This is a genomic window from Streptomyces yamdrokensis, from assembly GCF_053890455.1.
Window position 1 is genome coordinate 3,233,423 of the sequence record NZ_CM132679.1, and the last position, 14,882, is coordinate 3,248,304.

Below are 14,882 nucleotides of genomic sequence, written 5' to 3' on the forward strand. Positions count from 1 at the left end.
GCCATCCGCCTGCCGAACTGTCGGCCTGTCGGCCTGTCGGCCCGGCGGATACGGACTTTGCGGAGGATCGGACAGCAGTGGGCAACAGAAAGCGCGTCGCCGAGCGACGGAAGACCAACCCCGCCGTACTCGGCGGGGTGATCGCCGTCGTCGTCGGGGGTGCCGGATTCGGCGCCTACGCGTTGTTCGCGGGCGGGTCCGGATCCGAGGGCGGCACCCGGGCGGCCGCCACCCAGCAGGCCAAGGCCAAGAGCGGCCCGCTGTCCGCCGCCGAGGTCACCGCCGCGGCCGACCGCTTCCTCACCGCCTGGCAGCGGGGCGAGATCGGCGCGGCCGCCGAGGCCACCGACGACCCGGAGGCGGCCACCGCCCTGCTCACCGGCTACGCCAAGGACGCCCGTATCGAGGACGTCACCCTCACCGCCGGCGCCCGCACCGGCGCCGAGGTCCCGTTCTCCGTCAAGGGCACGGTGGCGTACGAGGAGATCACCGAGCCGCTGGCGTACGACAGCGGACTGACCGTCGTGCGCCGGGACGGGGACGGCGAACCGCGGGTCGCGTGGCAGCCCGCGGTCGTGCACCCCGACCTGGGGGACGGCGACAGGCTGGTCACCGGGAAGACGGACACCCCGCCGATCAAGGCGCTGGACCGGGACGGCGGCGAGCTGACCACCAAGGACTACCCGTCCCTGGGCCCGGTCCTCGACGGACTGCGTGAGAAGTACGGGAAGACGGCGGGCGGCGAGGCCGGCATCGAACTGCGGGTCGTGCGCGGTGAGGAGTCCAGGAAGGCGAAGGCCGCCGACAAGACCGTGCTGGAGGTGAGCGAGGGCATCCCCGGGACGGTGCGGACCACGCTGGACCCGGCCTTCCAGGCGGCGGCCGAGGAGCAGGTGGCCAAGAAGGCCAAGTCGTCGGTGGTGCTGATGCGGCCGTCGACCGGCGAGATCCTCGCCGCCGCGAACGCCTCGCGCGGGTTCAACACCGCGTTCCAGGGTTCGCTGGCCCCGGGTTCGACGATGAAGGTGCTCACCGCCTCGCTGCTCATCGAGAAGGGCCTCGCGTCCATCGAGGAGCAGCATCCGTGCCCGAAGTACTCCAGCTACGGCGGCTGGAAGTTCCAGAACCTCGACAAGTTCGAGATCAAGGGCGGCACGTTCCGCGACAGTTTCGGCGCCTCCTGCAACACCGCCTTCATCAGCCAGGCGTCAGAGCTGAAGGACGACGACCTGACCAAGCAGGCGCAGGAGGTCTTCGGGCTCTCCCGCGACGACTGGCAGATCGGTGTCTCCTCCTTCGACGGCTCGGTGCCGGTGCAGAAGGACGCCCCCATGGCGGCCTCCCTGATCGGCCAGGGCGGGGTCCGGATGAACCCGCTGAACATGGCGTCGGTGTCGGCGACCGTCAAGGCGGGCGAGTTCCACCAGCCGTACCTGGTGTCGCCGGAGGTGGACGGCCGGAAGACGGCCACCGCCTCGCGCACCATGTCGGCGAAGACGGTGACACAGCTGCGGCAGCTGATGTCCTACACGGCGACCAGCGGCACCGCGGCGGAGGCGATGGCCGGGGTCGGCGGCGACAAGGGCGCGAAGACCGGATCGGCCGAGGTCGACGGGCAGAAGAAACCCAACGGCTGGTTCACCGCGTACCGCGGGGACCTCGCCGCGGCGGCTGTCGTACAGGCGGCCGGCCACGGCGGCTCGACAGCGGGCCCGCTCGTGGCGAGCCTGCTGAAGCTCGGCGGCTGACCGGTCCGGGGGCGGCCCTGCGGCCCCGCAGCCCTCGAAGCGGCCGTCCGTCAGTGCGGGACCGGTTCGGCGGTTGCCGCGGCCACGTGCACACGGTGCAGGAACCGCGTCAGGGCCTTCGTCTCGAACTGCACCATGGACACCCCCCGCGCCGAGTGGAACTCCACGACCACCTGCACCCGGCCGCACGGCCACACCTGCACGTCACCGCTGCCCGCAGGGGCGCGCAGCCCTTGTTCGAGCAGCTCGCGGCGCAGGCTCCACTCACGGCCGGCGGGGCCGGAAAGACTCACCCGCACGGTCCGGGGGTCGCGCCCGGGGTCGTAACCCAGCCTTATCGGCACCGTTCGGCCCGCGGACTGCGGGGCATCCGTGTCCGTGACGATCTGGGCGCGTGCGTACTGTTCGACTACGTTCATGGGTGGCCCCTCACGGTGCGCTACCTGCACGAAAGCCGTATACCCGCCCCTGTCTCCAATATCGCACAGATTCCGGAATACGACTCTCCGTGTGCGAACGGTCGCCGGATCACGGTCACGGGCACCCGGTCGCGCCCGGCCGGTCGGCCATCCTCCCCGGGTGAGGAATCCCAGGTGGATGCCCGCTGTTGCACCTCGCGTCGCGGGCGAGTGCGCCCGGCGGGGGCAAAAGCACAGGGAACGGCACGGAAAGGACCGACGGACGTGGGCATCGAGGTGCACGGCACGGTGACCGAGGGCTTCGAGCCGGTCAGGGAGGCGTTCGCAGGGAACTTCGAGCACCTCGGGGAGCGGGGCGCGGCCGTCACCGTGTACCGGGACGGACGGCGGGTCGTCGATCTGTGGGCCGGCACGAAGGACGCCGACGGTGGCGCCGGCGGTGAGGGGGCCGGCCCCGAGCCGTGGGAGCGGGGCACGGCCCAGCTCGTCCGCTCGGCGACCAAGGGCGTCGCCGCCGCCGTGCCCCTGCTGCTGCACCAGTACGGCGAGCTGGACCTGGACGCGCCGGTCGGCCACCACTGGCCCGAGTTCAAGGCCCGGGGCAAGGAGGGGGTCCTCGTCCGGCACGTACTGAACCACCGGGCCGGACTCCCGCTCCTCGACCGCCCGCTCACCCCGCAGGAGGCGCTCGACCCGCTGCGGGGCGCCGAGGCCGTCGCCGCCCAGGCACCCGTGTGGGAGCCGGGCACGGATCACGGCTACCACGCCCTCACCTACGGCTGGCTGCTCGACGGGCTGGTACGACGCGTGACGGGCGGCCGGGGCGCCGGTGAGTGGATCGCGGAGCGGATCGCCGCTCCCCTGGGGCTGGACTTCTGGCTGGGCCTGCCGGACGCGGAGACCGGCCGGGTGGGGAGGGTCGGTCCGGTCGAGGGACCCGAGCCGCCCGGCGCGCTGCGCGCCCGCCCCAAGCGCTCGGTCACCGAGGCCTACGAGGACCCCGGCTCCGTCACCCGTCGGGCCTTCGCCGCGATCGACCCGTTCCCGGACCACAACGACCCAAAGTTCCGCGCGGTGCCCCACCCCGCCGCCAACGGCGTCGCGACGGCGGACGGCCTGGCCCGCTTCTACGCCGCGCTCATCGGGCGGGTCGACGGCGTACGCCTCTTCGAGGCGGCCACCCTCGAACGCGCCCGCGCCGAGGAGTCGGCGGGAGCGGACCGTGTCCTGATCGTCGGCACCCGCTTCGGCCTGGGCTACATGCTGCACGGGAGCGCGTCGCCCCTGCTGGCCCCGGGGTCCTTCGGCCACCCCGGCCGCGGCGGCTCCCTCGGCTTCGCCGACCCGGACACGGGCATCGCCTTCGGGTACGTCACCAACGGCTTCCGCACCACGGTGACCTCGGACCCCCGCGCCCAGTCCCTGGTGCGGGCGGTGCGCTCCGTCGTCCTCGGCCGGCCCGTACGCCGCCGCTGAGAGGTCGTGACCCAGGCGTCGTGACTCAGACGTGGATCGGGTGCGAGGTCCGCCCCGACATCGCGTCGATCTCGTCGTGCGCCTTGGTCAGCAGCTGCATCGTGAGCTCGTTGAGCGCCCTGGCACCGGCGACCTCCTCCCCGACCCTGGGCTGGTTCTCGTCCACCCGGTGCCGGCTCGCGTGCCCGTGGCCCCGTATCTCGGTCCCGTCGGGCAAGCGCACCATGGCCACCGCCCGCGTGTGCTGGTCGTCCTCCATGAACTCCATCTCGACATGCCACCCCACCGTGGTGCGCATGGTGTCCGTCATGACGATCACCTCCGGAATACCTAGTTCCAGGGTGCGCCCCGCACCGGCCCGCCGCACCTGCCCGCAGAACGACACGTCCGGGGGAACCCGTCCGTCCCTCCCCACGAGCGGGCCCCCTGGCAGCCCGGCCGCGGCGACGCGCGGGGCTCCGAAGCGCTCCTCGAGGAACAGGGCCCCGATCGCAGCGCCGACGAGGACCGGGGACTCCCGCGGGACGGCGACCGGCAGGTTGTGCAGGTCCCGCCCCGCAGGACGACACGGGCGGCCCGGGTCACTTCGCGACGTGTGCAGGGATCAGTGCCCACGGCGTGCGGGCACCGGTGAGGTGCGAGGCGTACCTGCACAGGGCCGTCCGGGCGAAGACGGAAGCCGGTGAGGGCTCCCCGTCCCCACGGGGAGCCCTCACCGGCTGGTTCTGCGGTGTGGTACGGCTGTCAGACGCGGGCCAGGTCCCGGTCGTCGTCCGGGCTGCCGCCCTTCTTCTCCGCTTCGGTGCGCAGGCCCTCGCCCTCGACGTCCACGTTGGGCAGGACGCGGTCCAGCCACTTCGGGAGCCACCAGGCCTTCCTGCCCAGCAGGGCCAGGACCGCCGGCACGATCGCCATGCGGACGACGAACGCGTCGAAGAAGACGGCGACGGCGAGGCCGAAGCCGATCATCTTGACCATCGCCTCGCTGGAGCCGATGAAGCCGGCGAAGACCGCCATCATGATCACCGCGGCCGCGCTCACCACACGGGCGCCGTGCCGGAAGCCGGTCACCACGGCCTGGCCGGGCTTCTCGCCGTGGACGTAGGCCTCCCGCATCCGGGTCACGAGGAACACCTCGTAGTCCATGGCCAGTCCGAAGACCACGCCGACCATGAAGATCGGCATCATCGACATGACCGGGCCGGTCTCCTCCACGCCCATCAGGCCGGACAGCCAGCCCCACTGGAAGACCGCGACCACGGCGCCCAGCGCGGCCATCACCGAGAGGAGGAAGCCGAGGGCCGCCTTCAGCGGAACCAGGATCGACCGGAAGACCACGATCAGCAGCAGGAACGCCAGGCCGACCACCAGGGTCAGGTACGGGAGCAGCGCGTCGTTGAGCTTCTGCGACACGTCGATGTTCATCGCCGTGGCGCCGGTGACCAGGACGTCCGCTTCGGTGTCGGCCCTGACGTCCGCTCCGGCGTCCCGGATGTCGTGCACCAGGTCCTCGGTGGCCACCGACGAGGGCTTGGAGTCCGGGACGACGGTGATCGTCGCCGTGTCGCCGGCCTTGTTGGGTGCCGCGGGGCTCACCGAGACGGCGCCCTCGAGCGCCTTGATGTCGTCGCCGGTCCGCCGGAAGACGGCGTCCGGGTCGTCGCTGTCCTTGGCGTCGACCACGACGACGAGCGGGCCGTTGAATCCGGGGCCGAAGCCTTCGGAGAGCAGGTCGTAGGCGCGGCGCTGGGTGGTGGACGTCGGCTGCGAGCCGTCGTCGGGCAGGCCCAGTTCGAGGGAGGACGCCGGTATGGCCGCCGCGCCGAGGCCGACGACGCCGAGCAGGAGGACAGCCACGGGGCGCCGGACGACGAAGCTCGCCCAGCGGGTGCCCAGGTTCGGGCGCTGCGCCTGCTCCTGCGGCTTCTTCTCCTCGGCCTCGTTCTCGTTCCCGCGCCCGCGCGGCTTGCCCTTCTCGCCGACCGCGCGGACCCTGCGGCCCGCGTAGCCGAGCAGCGCCGGGACCATGGTGAGGGCGATCAGGACGGCGATGGCGACCGTGCCGGCGGCGGCGATGCCCATCTTGGTCAGCATCGGAATGTTGACGACCGACAGGCCGACGAGGGCGATGACGACCGTGAGACCGGCGAAGACGACCGCGGAGCCCGCGGTGCCGACGGCGCGGCCCGCCGCTTCCTCGCGTTCCCGGCCCTCGGCCAGTTCGGCGCGGTAGCGGGAGACGATGAACAGCGCGTAGTCGATGCCGACGGCGAGGCCGATCATCATGGCCAGGATGGACGTGGTCGAGCCGAGTTCGAGCGTCGAGGCCAGCGCGGTGATGCTCGCGATGCCGATGCCGACCCCGATCAGCGCGGTGAGCAGCGGCAGACCGGCCGCGACCAGCGAGCCGAAGGTGATGACCAGGACGACCGCGGCGACACCGATGCCGATGATCTCGGCGGCGCCGGTCGCCGGGACGGCCTGGAGCGCGTCACCGCCGATCTCCACGGTCAGGCCGGTGTCCCGGGCACCCTCGGCGGAGCTCTCGAGGGAGTCGCGCGAGGACTCCGCCAGCTCCATGCCGGAGACCTGGTAGGTCACCGAGGCGTAGGCGACGGTGCCGTCCTTGCTGACGCCTCCGCCCGCGTACGGGTCGGTGACACGGGCGACCTCGGAGCCGTCGGCGAGTTCCTCGACGGTGTCCTGGACGGTCGCCCTGTGGCCGGCGTCGGTCATCTTCTCGCCGGCGGGTGCCTTGAAGACGACGCGTGCGGTCGCTCCGTCGGCACTGCTTCCGGGGAAACGCTCCTCCAGCACGTCGAAGGCCTTCTGGGCCTCGGTGCCGGGGATGGAGAACGAACTGTTGCCGGCGACGGGGGCACCGGCGGCGCCGGCGCCCGCGAGCGCCAGCAGCGCCACCCAGAACAGGGCTACGAAGTGCCGTCGCCTGAAGGCGAAGCGGCCGAGTCGGTACAGCAAAGTGGCCACGAGGGAGTACTCCCGGTCAGGTCGTGGGGTGTTCAGGGCAGGGGAGATCGGCCCGACGACGTGAGCGGTGGCGTCTGTCAGGTGGTAAGGGTGGTACTGAAGGGTGTTCGCCGGCCGGCGGGGTCCGGTCAGCGAGGGGACACGCCGAGGGCGGGGAGCACCACGGCGTCGATGTACGAGGTGAGGAAGTCCCGCGTGGGCGGCAGGTCGTCGATCAGCGTCCGCGTGGCGAACGCGCCCACGAGCATGTGCACGATGTAGGCCAGCGCCGGGTTGTCCGGGCGGACCTCACCGCGCTCGACCGCACGCCGGACGATCCTCTGGAACTCGTCGACCTCGGGTTCCACGAGCAGGTCCTTGAAGGCCCGCCGCAGGTCGTCGTTCATGTGCACCGCCATGGCGAGCGCCCGCATCAGGGCGGCGTTCTGTTCCATGACGCAGTCGTCCTCGCGGCCGATGATGCCGTGCAGGTCGCCCCGCAGGGAGCCGGTGTCGATGTCGCCCATGCTGCCGGGCTTCTGGTGCCGCATGGCTCTGACCACCAGCTCGGCCTTGCCGCCCCACTGGCGGTAGAGCGTGGCCTTGCTGGACCGGGTGCGGGCGGCCACGGCGTCCATAGTGAGGGCGTCGTACCCGACCTCGCGGAGCAGGCCGAGCACGGCCGCGTACAACTCGGCCTCGCGCTCGGGGGTGATCCGGCTGCGCCGCACGGTCGCGGCCTCGGTCATCCCACTCACCTTCCCACTTCCTCGCCCCCTCAGGGGTATCGCCGCGTCACACGGCACACGTCCGTACACATGGTGCCGTACGTCCGCCGTCGCGTACGCGGATTCGTACGCGATCCCGTGCGCGGATTCCCACATGACGAATGTACTCGGGACCTCAAGAAAACGAAACTGTTTCGTACGTGTGCTGGGTCACGTCCGGGAGGACCGACGCGCCCCCGCACGAGTTGCTGCGGCCCGTCCCCCGGAAAAGCATGGGGTGGTGAGCTATTTGCGCCTGCCGCACCTCAACGGGGACCTGCTGTGCTTCGTGGCCGAGGACGACCTCTGGCTCTCCCCGCTCGACGCCCCGGGCGGCCGGGCCTGGCGGCTCACCGTCGACCGCACCAGGCTCGGCCACCCCCGCTTCTCCCCCGACGGCCGCCACATCGCGTACACGAGCTGGCGCAGCCTCGCCCCCGAGGTCCACCTGGTCCCGGTGGACGGCGGGCCCGGACGCCGGCTCACCTACTGGGGCAGCTCCGACACCCGGGTCTGCGGCTGGGCTCCCCCGAACGGGAACACGGACGCCGAAATCCTCGCCGTCGCCTCGCACGGCGAGCCGTTCTCGTACTTCACCTGGGCCTACAAGCTCTCCCCCGACGGCAGCCCCGGCCGCAAACTGCCCTGGGGCCCGGTGAGCGACCTCCAGGTCGCCGACGTCGGCGGGGAACGGCAGACCCTGCTGCTCACCGGCACCCCACCGCACGAACCGGCCTCCTGGAAGCGGTACCGGGGCGGGGCGACGGGCAGGCTGTGGCTGCACGGACGGCGCCTGCTCGGCGGGAGCGGGGGGACCGGCGGGGGCGGTGGCGCCGAAGGCGTCGACGGGCATCTGCACTCCCCGATGTTCGTCGGCGGCCGGATCGCCTTCCTCTCCGACCACGAGGGCGTCGGCAACCTGTACTCCGTGGCGTACGACGGCCTTGACCTGCGCCGTCACACCGATCACGACGCGTTCTACGCCCGCCACGCGTCCAGCGACGGCACCCGGGTCGTCTACCAGTGCGCCGGTGACCTGTGGATCGTCGACGACCTGTCCCCGGGCTCGGTGCCGCGCCCGCTCGGCGTCACACTGAGCGGGCCGCGCGCGGGGCGGCGGCGCTACCAGGTGCCCGCCGCCCACCACCTGGACTGCGTCTCCGTGGACGAGACGGGCCGGGCCAGCGCCGTCGTCGTACGCGGCAGCCTGTACTGGCTCACCCACCGCGACGGCCCCGCCCGTACCCTCACGGACACCCCGGGCGTACGGGTGCGGCTGCCGGAGATGCTCGGCGCGGGCGGGCGGGTGGCGTACGTGACGGACGCCGACGGCGAGGACGCCGTCGAGATCGCCTCCCTGCCCCGGGCGAGCGGTCACCGCCCCGCCCGGCGGCTGGCCTCGGGGGAGCTGGGCCGGGTGCTGGAGATGGTCGCCGACCCGGACGGCGGGCGGCTGGCCGTCGCCTCCCACGACGGACGCCTGCTGCTCGTCGACACCGGCGAGGAGACCGGGGAGACCGGGGAGGACGGGGAGGCAGAGGAAGCCGAGGGCGGCGACGAGAGCTCCGAGGACGGCGGCGCGGGCTCCGGCGACGGCTCCGACGCCGCTCCCGGCCCCCGGGTCACCGAGCTGGTCCGGTCCGCCAACGGCCCCGTGCGCGACCTCGCGTTCTCACCCGACGGCGGGTGGCTCGCCTGGTCGCACCCCGGCATCGGGCGGTCGCTGCGGCAGATCAAACTGGCCCGGATGAAGGACCGCTTGGTCATCGACGTCACCAACGGCCGCTTCGAGGACGAGAATCCGGTCTTCACCCGGGACGGCCGCTACCTCGCCTTCCTGTCCTGGCGCGGCTTCGACCCGGTGTACGACGTGCACACCGGCGACCTGTCCTTCCCGCTGGGCTGCCGCCCGTACCTGGTACCGCTGTCGTCGGCGACCCTCTCCCCCTTCGCCCTCAGCCCCGAGGGCCGCCCTGCCGCCGGGGGCCTCGACCCGGTGGAGGCCGACGACACCGAGGACGTCGGCGACAGCGGGACGGTGACCGTCGAGACCGAGGGCCTGGAGAACCGGGTCACCCCCTTCCCGGTCGCCGCCTCCAAATACTCCGCGCTGCACCCGGTCGCGGGCGGCGGGCTGGTCTGGCTGCGCTGGCCGATCTCGGGCGCGCTCGGCGAGACCTTCGCCAACCCGGACGACACCAGCGGCCGGCCGACGCTGGAGCACTTCGGCATCAGCCGGGCGAAGAAGTCCGAACTCGTGGAGCACCTCGACTTCTTCGCGGTCAGCGGTGACGGCACCCGGCTGGTCGTCGCGGACGAGGGCGAGCCGCGCGCGGTGCCCGCGAACGAGCCGGGCGACAGCGACTCCACCGTGTGGATCGACGTCCGCCGCATCCTGCACGAGGCCGACCCGGGGGCCGAGTGGCGACAGGCGTACGAGGAGGCGGGACGGCTGACCCGGTCCTACTTCTGGGAACCCGGCATGTGCGGCATCGACTGGGACGCGATGCTCGCCCAGTACCGTCCGCTGGTCGAACGGGTCGCCTCTCCGGACGAGTTCGCGGACCTGCTGCGCGAACTCCTCGGCGAACTGGGCACCTCCCACGCCTACGTCACCCCCGCCCGCCGCAACGAGGGCCCGCCGCACTACCAGCGCCGCCAGGGCTTCCTCGGCACCAACCTCGTCCTCCGCGAGGACGGTTGGACAGTCAGGCGGATCCTCCCCGGCGACTCCTCCGACTCCCGGGCCCGCTCCCCGCTGGCCGGCACCGGCATCCGCGAGGGCGCGGTCCTCACCCATGTCGACGGCCGCCCGGTGGATCCGGTCGCCGGGCCCTACCCGCTGCTCGCGGGGGCGGGCGGTACGACGGTGGAGCTGACGTTCACCCCCGCCGAGGGCGCGGGCCCGCCCCGCAGGATCGCCGTGGTCCCGCTGATCGACGAACGCCCGCTGCGCTACCAGGACTGGGTGGCCAAACGGCGTGCGGTGGTGAGGGAGTTGAGCCGCGGCCGGTGCGGCTACCTGCACATCCCCGACATGGGCGGCTCGGGCTGGGCCCAGTTCAACCGCGATCTGCGCATGGAGGTGTCCCGCCCGGCCCTGGTCGTGGACGTGCGCGGCAACGCCGGCGGCCACATCAGCGAACTCGTCGTGGAGACCCTGACCCGCACCATCCTCGGCTGGGACCTCACCCGCGACGCCCAGCCCGTGTCGTACGCGGCCAACGCCCCGCGCGGGCCGGTGGTCGCCCTGGCGGACGAGGCGACCAGCTCCGACGGCGACATGATCACGGCCGCGTTCAAGCTGCTGGGACTGGGGCCGGTGGTCGGGCAGCGCACCTGGGGCGGCGTCGTCGGCATGACCGGCCGGCACCGGCTGGGGGACGGCACGGTGATCACGGTGCCGATGAACGCGGCCTGGTTCGACGCGTACGGCTGGTCGGTGGAGAACAAGGGCGTCGCCCCCGACCTGGAGGTGCTGCGCACCCCGTTGGACTGGGCGGAGGGCCGGCACGCCGTACTGGACGACGCGGTCCGACTGGCCCTGGAACTCCTGGAGTCCGAGCCCCCGGCCGCACCCCCGGCCTACAGCGACGTCCCCGACCGATCCCGCCCGAAGCTGCCGCCGAGGACGTACGAGGGCTGATCGGACACGGCGGGAAAGGGGCGCCCCCGGGGGAGGAGACGCCCCTTCCCGGTCCAGCTCAGCTCACGAGGTCAGGACTGGCGGCGCTGTTCGCGACGCTCCTCGGACTCCTGCCGCAGTCGGCCCTGCTGGGGGTTGTCCGGGTCCTCCTCGCGACCGCGGCCGCGGTTCTGGTGCTGCTCCCTGGCCTCGCCCATCTTCTGCTTGGCCTGGTCCTTCATCCGCTCGGACTTCTCCTGGAACTGGTCCTTCATACCCATGTGGGTTCACTCCCGTTGGGGTGTGGGGGCTGTTGCCCGACCAGATTCACACGGGCCATCACCCGCCGCATGTCGATCAGTTACGCAGCGTGGTCCGATGCTGTTCCGAGCCCGGTCCGGTGCTGTTCGTCGGCGTCGCCGCCGGCCCCGACCAGCCCCGTCCGCATGCCGGTGAGCCGGTCCGCGAACCGCCGCACCTCCCGCTGCCCGACGGTCCCGATCATGCCGGGCAGGTAACCGCGTACGCCCTGCATCCCCCGCAGCCACCACTGCCCGTACACATGGCTGGAGCGCCGTTCGATCCCGGCGACGAGCCGGTCCACCGCGGGGCCCAGCGGGTACGTCTTGTTCGTCGGCCACGGCAGCCGCTGCCGCAGCTCCCGCATCACCGTGTCCTGGTCGGCCCCGCGCACCATGTCCGTGTCGGTCCACGACAGGTAGCCGACGCCGACCCGCACACCCCGGTGTCCGACCTCGGCGCGCAGGCTGTGCGCGTACGCCTCCACACCGGACTTGGACGCGCAGTACGCGGTCATCATCGGGGCCGGGGTGATCGCGGCGAGCGAGGCGATCTGGAGCAGGTAGCCGCGGCTCTCGGTCAGCAGCGGCAGGAACGCGCGGGCGGTGACGGCCGACCCGATCAGGTTGACCTCGATGACCCGCCGCCAGGCCTCCGGGTCGGAGTCGGCGAACGGACCGCCGTTCGCCACACCGGCGTTGGCGACGACCACGTCGACCCGCCCGAAGCGCTCCCTCACCTCCGCCGCGACCCGGGTCATCGCCTCGTGGTCGGTGACGTCGGCGTACCAGTGGTCGCTCTCGCTGTGCAGCCGCGCCGAGACCTGCTCGAGTCCGTCCGGCTCCAGCCCGACCAGCGCCACCTTCACCCCGCGCGCGGACAGCTTGCGGGCGAGCAGCTCCCCCACTCCGCGCGCCGCTCCGGTGACGACGGCGACCCGGCCTTCGAGACGGCCCCTGGCCGCGCGCTGTCCACTCGTGCGCTGTCCACTCATGCGCTCTCCTCGGCAGGTGCGGCGGGTACAACGGGTGCAACCGGTGCGGCGGGAGCAACCGGTGCGGCGGGTACGGCAGGTGCGGCGGGCAGGTGGGCGGCGGCGAGTTCCCGGATCCGTGCGGTGACCGGGCCGGGCGCCTCCACGGGTGTCATGTGGCCGACGCCGGGCAGTTCGGTGAGCCCGAGGCAGTGCGGCAGCTCGGCGGCGATCGCCCGCGCGTGCACCGGCGGGGTGAGCCGGTCCGCGGTGCCGGCGACGACGGCCGTGGGCACCCGCAACTCCCTCACGGCGTGGCCGAGGTCGAGCAGGCCGAGCACGTGTGACCAGGAGTGGCGGACCGCGCGCGGGCAGGCGTGCACGGTACGGGCGCACGCCTCGACCATGTGCGGTGTCGAACCGGGCCCCATCGTCGCGTACTTGAGGATGCGGCGGGCGGCCGGGGTGACGGGCCCGAGCGGGGCCCGGGAGCCGAGGACGCGCCGGGTCAGCCAGGTCCGTACCCGCCCCGGCCGGATCGGCAGCACCGTCGACTCCGCGATCAGCCGTGAACTGCCGGTACTGCACAGCAGGACGGCCCCCGCGTGCTCGACGAAGGCGGGCCGGGCTGACGCGGCCATGACCGTCACGCCGCCCATGGAGTGCCCGGCGATCACGGCCTGTTCGCCGGGTGCGAGCGTGGCGGTCAGGACGGCTTCCAGGTCGTCGGCGAGGGTGTCGGTGGTGCAGTCCCGGCTCGCGGGGGTACGTCCGTGACCGCGCTGGTCGTAGGCGATCACCCGGTGGTCGGTGGCGAGTTCACGGATCTGGGCCGCCCAGAAGGCGGTCGAGCAGGTCCAGCCGTGGACGAGGACGACCGCGGGCGCCCCGGCGGGCCCGTGCGCCTCGACGTGCAGCCGGGTGCCGTCGGCGGAGACGGCGGTGGGTTCGCGGGCGGGGACGGGCGGGGCGTAGGGCCCCGCGGAGACGTGCGCCGGCCGGCTCACGCGACCACCCCGGCGCTCTCGTGGGGCGCGGCGGCCTTCTTCCCGGACACCGCCCGCAGGACGGTGTACTCGGCGAGGTCCACGCGCCGGGTGGCCCGCCGGAACTCGGCGGTCGTACCCGGCCAGACGGTGGTGTTGCGGCCGCCTGCGTCCAGGTACCAACTGGTGCAGCCACCGGTGTTCCACACCGTGCGCTTCATCCGCTCCTGCACCCGGTGGTTCCAGCCGCGGACGGCACCGGGGCGGGCGTCGAGGGCGACCCGGCCACCGAGGACGTCGAGTTGACGGAGGTAGTCGGCCAGGTAGTTCAGCTGGGACTCGATCATGAGGATCATGGAGGAGTTCCCGAGGCCGGTGTTGGGCCCGATGAGCGTCATGAAGTTGGGGAATCCGGCGGCCGCGGCACCGCGCAGCGCCTCCATGCCGCCCGTCCAGGTCTCGGCGAGGGTCTTCCCCCGCGCGCCGACGACCCGCTCGGCGATGGGCATGTCGGTGACGTGGAACCCGGTCCCGAACACGATCGCGTCGGCCTCGGCCTCGGTCCCGTCGGCCGCGACCACGGTCGATCCACGGACCTCGCTCAGCCCTCCGTCGACGACGTCGACGTTGGGCTGGGCGATCGCCGGATAGTACGTGCTGGACAGCAGGATGCGCTTGCAGCCGATGCGGTAGTCGGGGGTGAGCCGGGCGCGCAGGGCGGGGTCCTTGACGGCACGGGCCATGTTGCGCTTGGCCAGCTGCTCCACGAAGCCCAGCTCGCCCGGGTGCCTGGTGAACGCCTGGACCTGCAACTCCCGTACGCCCCACAGCAGTCCGCGGCGCAGCTGGGTGGTGAAGGGCAGCGCCCGGTGCAGGGCCCGTTCGGCTCCGCCGATGGCCCGGTCGACGCGGGGCAGGACCCAGGGCGGGGTGCGCTGGAAGAGGGTGAGGCGGGAGACGAGCGGCTGGACGGCCGGCACGATCTGGATCGCCGACGCGCCCGTGCCGACCATGGCGACCCGCTTGCCGCGCAGGTCGTAGTCGTGGTCCCAGCGGGCGGAGTGGAAGACCTTGCCGGGGAAGGTGTCGAGCCCCGGGATGTCGGGGACCTTGGGCTCCGACAGCGGCCCGGTGGCGGACACGACCACATCGGCGCTGAGGTTGCCGCCGCCGGTCTCGATGTCCCAGCGCAGCCGTTCCGTGTCCCACACCATCCGCTTCACCTCCGAGTCGAAGCGGATGTGCGGGCGCAGCCCGAAGACGTCGGTGACGTGCTCGAGGTAGGCGCGGATGTGCTCCTGCCCGGAGAAGGAGCGCGGCCAGTCGGGGTTGGGCGCGAAGGAGAACGAGTACAGGTGCGAGGGCACGTCGCACGCGCACCCCGGATAGCTGTTGTCCCGCCAGGTCCCGCCGACGGACCCGGCCCGCTCCAGGACGACGAAGTCGGTGATCCCTTCGCGCCGCAGCCGCACGGCGGCCCCCAGCCCGCCGAACCCGGACCCGATCACCGCGACCCGTACGTGCTCGTGCTCGTGTTCGTGCTCGGCCATCCCGAAGCCTCCAGCCCTTACGCACCGCAGAGAACCTTGCCAGTGAACACTGGCGCAATGGGGAGAGTAGG

At 72.6% G+C, this 14,882-nt stretch carries 11 protein-coding genes; 3 read left to right on the top strand and 8 right to left on the bottom strand.

From position 1 onward, the window contains the following. Positions 1-77 precede the first annotated feature (77 nt). On the top strand, positions 78-1,748 hold the full coding sequence (locus ACWZEH_RS14000) for a penicillin-binding transpeptidase domain-containing protein (protein ID WP_456198576.1): 1,671 nt from the start codon (positions 78-80) through the stop codon (positions 1,746-1,748). 50 nt (positions 1,749-1,798) lie between these two features. On the opposite strand, the gene ACWZEH_RS14005 is transcribed toward ACWZEH_RS14000, so the two are convergent. Continuing rightward, on the bottom strand, positions 1,799-2,167 hold the full coding sequence (locus ACWZEH_RS14005; protein ID WP_456198578.1) for an SsgA family sporulation/cell division regulator: 369 nt from the start codon (positions 2,165-2,167) through the stop codon (positions 1,799-1,801). A gap of 270 nt (positions 2,168-2,437) precedes the next feature. Between ACWZEH_RS14005 and ACWZEH_RS14010 the strand changes: the two genes are divergently transcribed. Then, positions 2,438-3,643 carry a serine hydrolase domain-containing protein gene (locus tag ACWZEH_RS14010; RefSeq protein WP_456199593.1) on the top strand — a complete coding sequence of 402 codons (1,206 nt, stop codon included), beginning with the start codon at positions 2,438-2,440 and terminating at the stop codon, positions 3,641-3,643. A 25-nt stretch (positions 3,644-3,668) separates the two neighbouring features. Here ACWZEH_RS14010 and ACWZEH_RS14015 read toward each other — a convergent pair whose 3' ends face one another. The 3 genes from ACWZEH_RS14015 to ACWZEH_RS14025 all read right to left on the bottom strand — a co-directional run bounded on the left by ACWZEH_RS14015 (position 3,669) and on the right by ACWZEH_RS14025 (position 7,359). Continuing rightward, a complete protein-coding gene (locus tag ACWZEH_RS14015; RefSeq protein ID WP_257850169.1) occupies positions 3,669-3,953 on the bottom strand; it encodes a DUF1876 domain-containing protein in 285 nt (94 codons plus the stop codon). A 434-nt stretch (positions 3,954-4,387) separates the two neighbouring features. Next, the gene (locus ACWZEH_RS14020) at positions 4,388-6,631 is read right to left on the bottom strand and encodes an MMPL family transporter (protein ID WP_456198580.1); all 2,244 of its coding nucleotides are present in this window, start codon (positions 6,629-6,631) and stop codon (positions 4,388-4,390) included. Positions 6,632-6,759: 128 nt separating this feature from the next. After that, positions 6,760-7,359 (bottom strand): TetR/AcrR family transcriptional regulator, encoded by a 600-nt coding sequence (locus ACWZEH_RS14025; protein ID WP_456198582.1) that lies wholly within the window; start codon positions 7,357-7,359, stop codon positions 6,760-6,762. Positions 7,360-7,618: 259 nt separating this feature from the next. Between ACWZEH_RS14025 and ACWZEH_RS14030 the strand changes: the two genes are divergently transcribed. Next, on the top strand, positions 7,619-11,023 hold the full coding sequence (locus ACWZEH_RS14030; RefSeq protein ID WP_456198584.1) for a S41 family peptidase: 3,405 nt from the start codon (positions 7,619-7,621) through the stop codon (positions 11,021-11,023). A 71-nt stretch (positions 11,024-11,094) separates the two neighbouring features. Here ACWZEH_RS14030 and ACWZEH_RS14035 read toward each other — a convergent pair whose 3' ends face one another. The 4 genes from ACWZEH_RS14035 to ACWZEH_RS14050 form a co-directional block, all read right to left on the bottom strand. Then, positions 11,095-11,283 carry a hypothetical protein gene (locus ACWZEH_RS14035; RefSeq protein WP_456198585.1) on the bottom strand — a complete coding sequence of 63 codons (189 nt, stop codon included), beginning with the start codon at positions 11,281-11,283 and terminating at the stop codon, positions 11,095-11,097. An 80-nt stretch (positions 11,284-11,363) separates the two neighbouring features. Further along, positions 11,364-12,296, bottom strand: a complete 933-nt coding sequence (locus ACWZEH_RS14040; RefSeq protein WP_456198586.1) for an SDR family oxidoreductase — start codon at positions 12,294-12,296, stop codon at positions 11,364-11,366. Next, positions 12,293-13,282 carry an alpha/beta fold hydrolase gene (locus tag ACWZEH_RS14045; RefSeq protein ID WP_456198588.1) on the bottom strand — a complete coding sequence of 330 codons (990 nt, stop codon included), beginning with the start codon at positions 13,280-13,282 and terminating at the stop codon, positions 12,293-12,295. The genes ACWZEH_RS14040 and ACWZEH_RS14045 overlap by 4 nt, the downstream gene beginning before the upstream one ends. Continuing rightward, positions 13,279-14,811: a flavin-containing monooxygenase gene (locus ACWZEH_RS14050; RefSeq protein ID WP_456198590.1), complete on the bottom strand. Its 1,533-nt coding sequence runs from the start codon at positions 14,809-14,811 to the stop codon at positions 13,279-13,281. Before ACWZEH_RS14050 ends, ACWZEH_RS14045 begins: the two co-directional genes overlap by 4 nt. Positions 14,812-14,882: the final 71 nt, after the last annotated feature.

What these genes read in the sequence shown, in the direction of transcription:
- ACWZEH_RS14005 (WP_456198578.1), bottom strand. Translation starts at nt 2,167, where the DNA reads ATGAACGTAGTCGAACAGTACGCACGCGCCCAGATCGTCACGGACACG.
- ACWZEH_RS14015 (WP_257850169.1), bottom strand. Translation starts at nt 3,953, where the DNA reads ATGACGGACACCATGCGCACCACGGTGGGGTGGCATGTCGAGATGGAG.
- ACWZEH_RS14025 (WP_456198582.1), bottom strand. Translation starts at nt 7,359, where the DNA reads ATGACCGAGGCCGCGACCGTGCGGCGCAGCCGGATCACCCCCGAGCGC.
- ACWZEH_RS14035 (WP_456198585.1), bottom strand. Translation starts at nt 11,283, where the DNA reads ATGGGTATGAAGGACCAGTTCCAGGAGAAGTCCGAGCGGATGAAGGAC.
- ACWZEH_RS14040 (WP_456198586.1), bottom strand. Translation starts at nt 12,296, where the DNA reads ATGAGTGGACAGCGCACGAGTGGACAGCGCGCGGCCAGGGGCCGTCTC.
- ACWZEH_RS14050 (WP_456198590.1), bottom strand. Translation starts at nt 14,811, where the DNA reads ATGGCCGAGCACGAACACGAGCACGAGCACGTACGGGTCGCGGTGATC.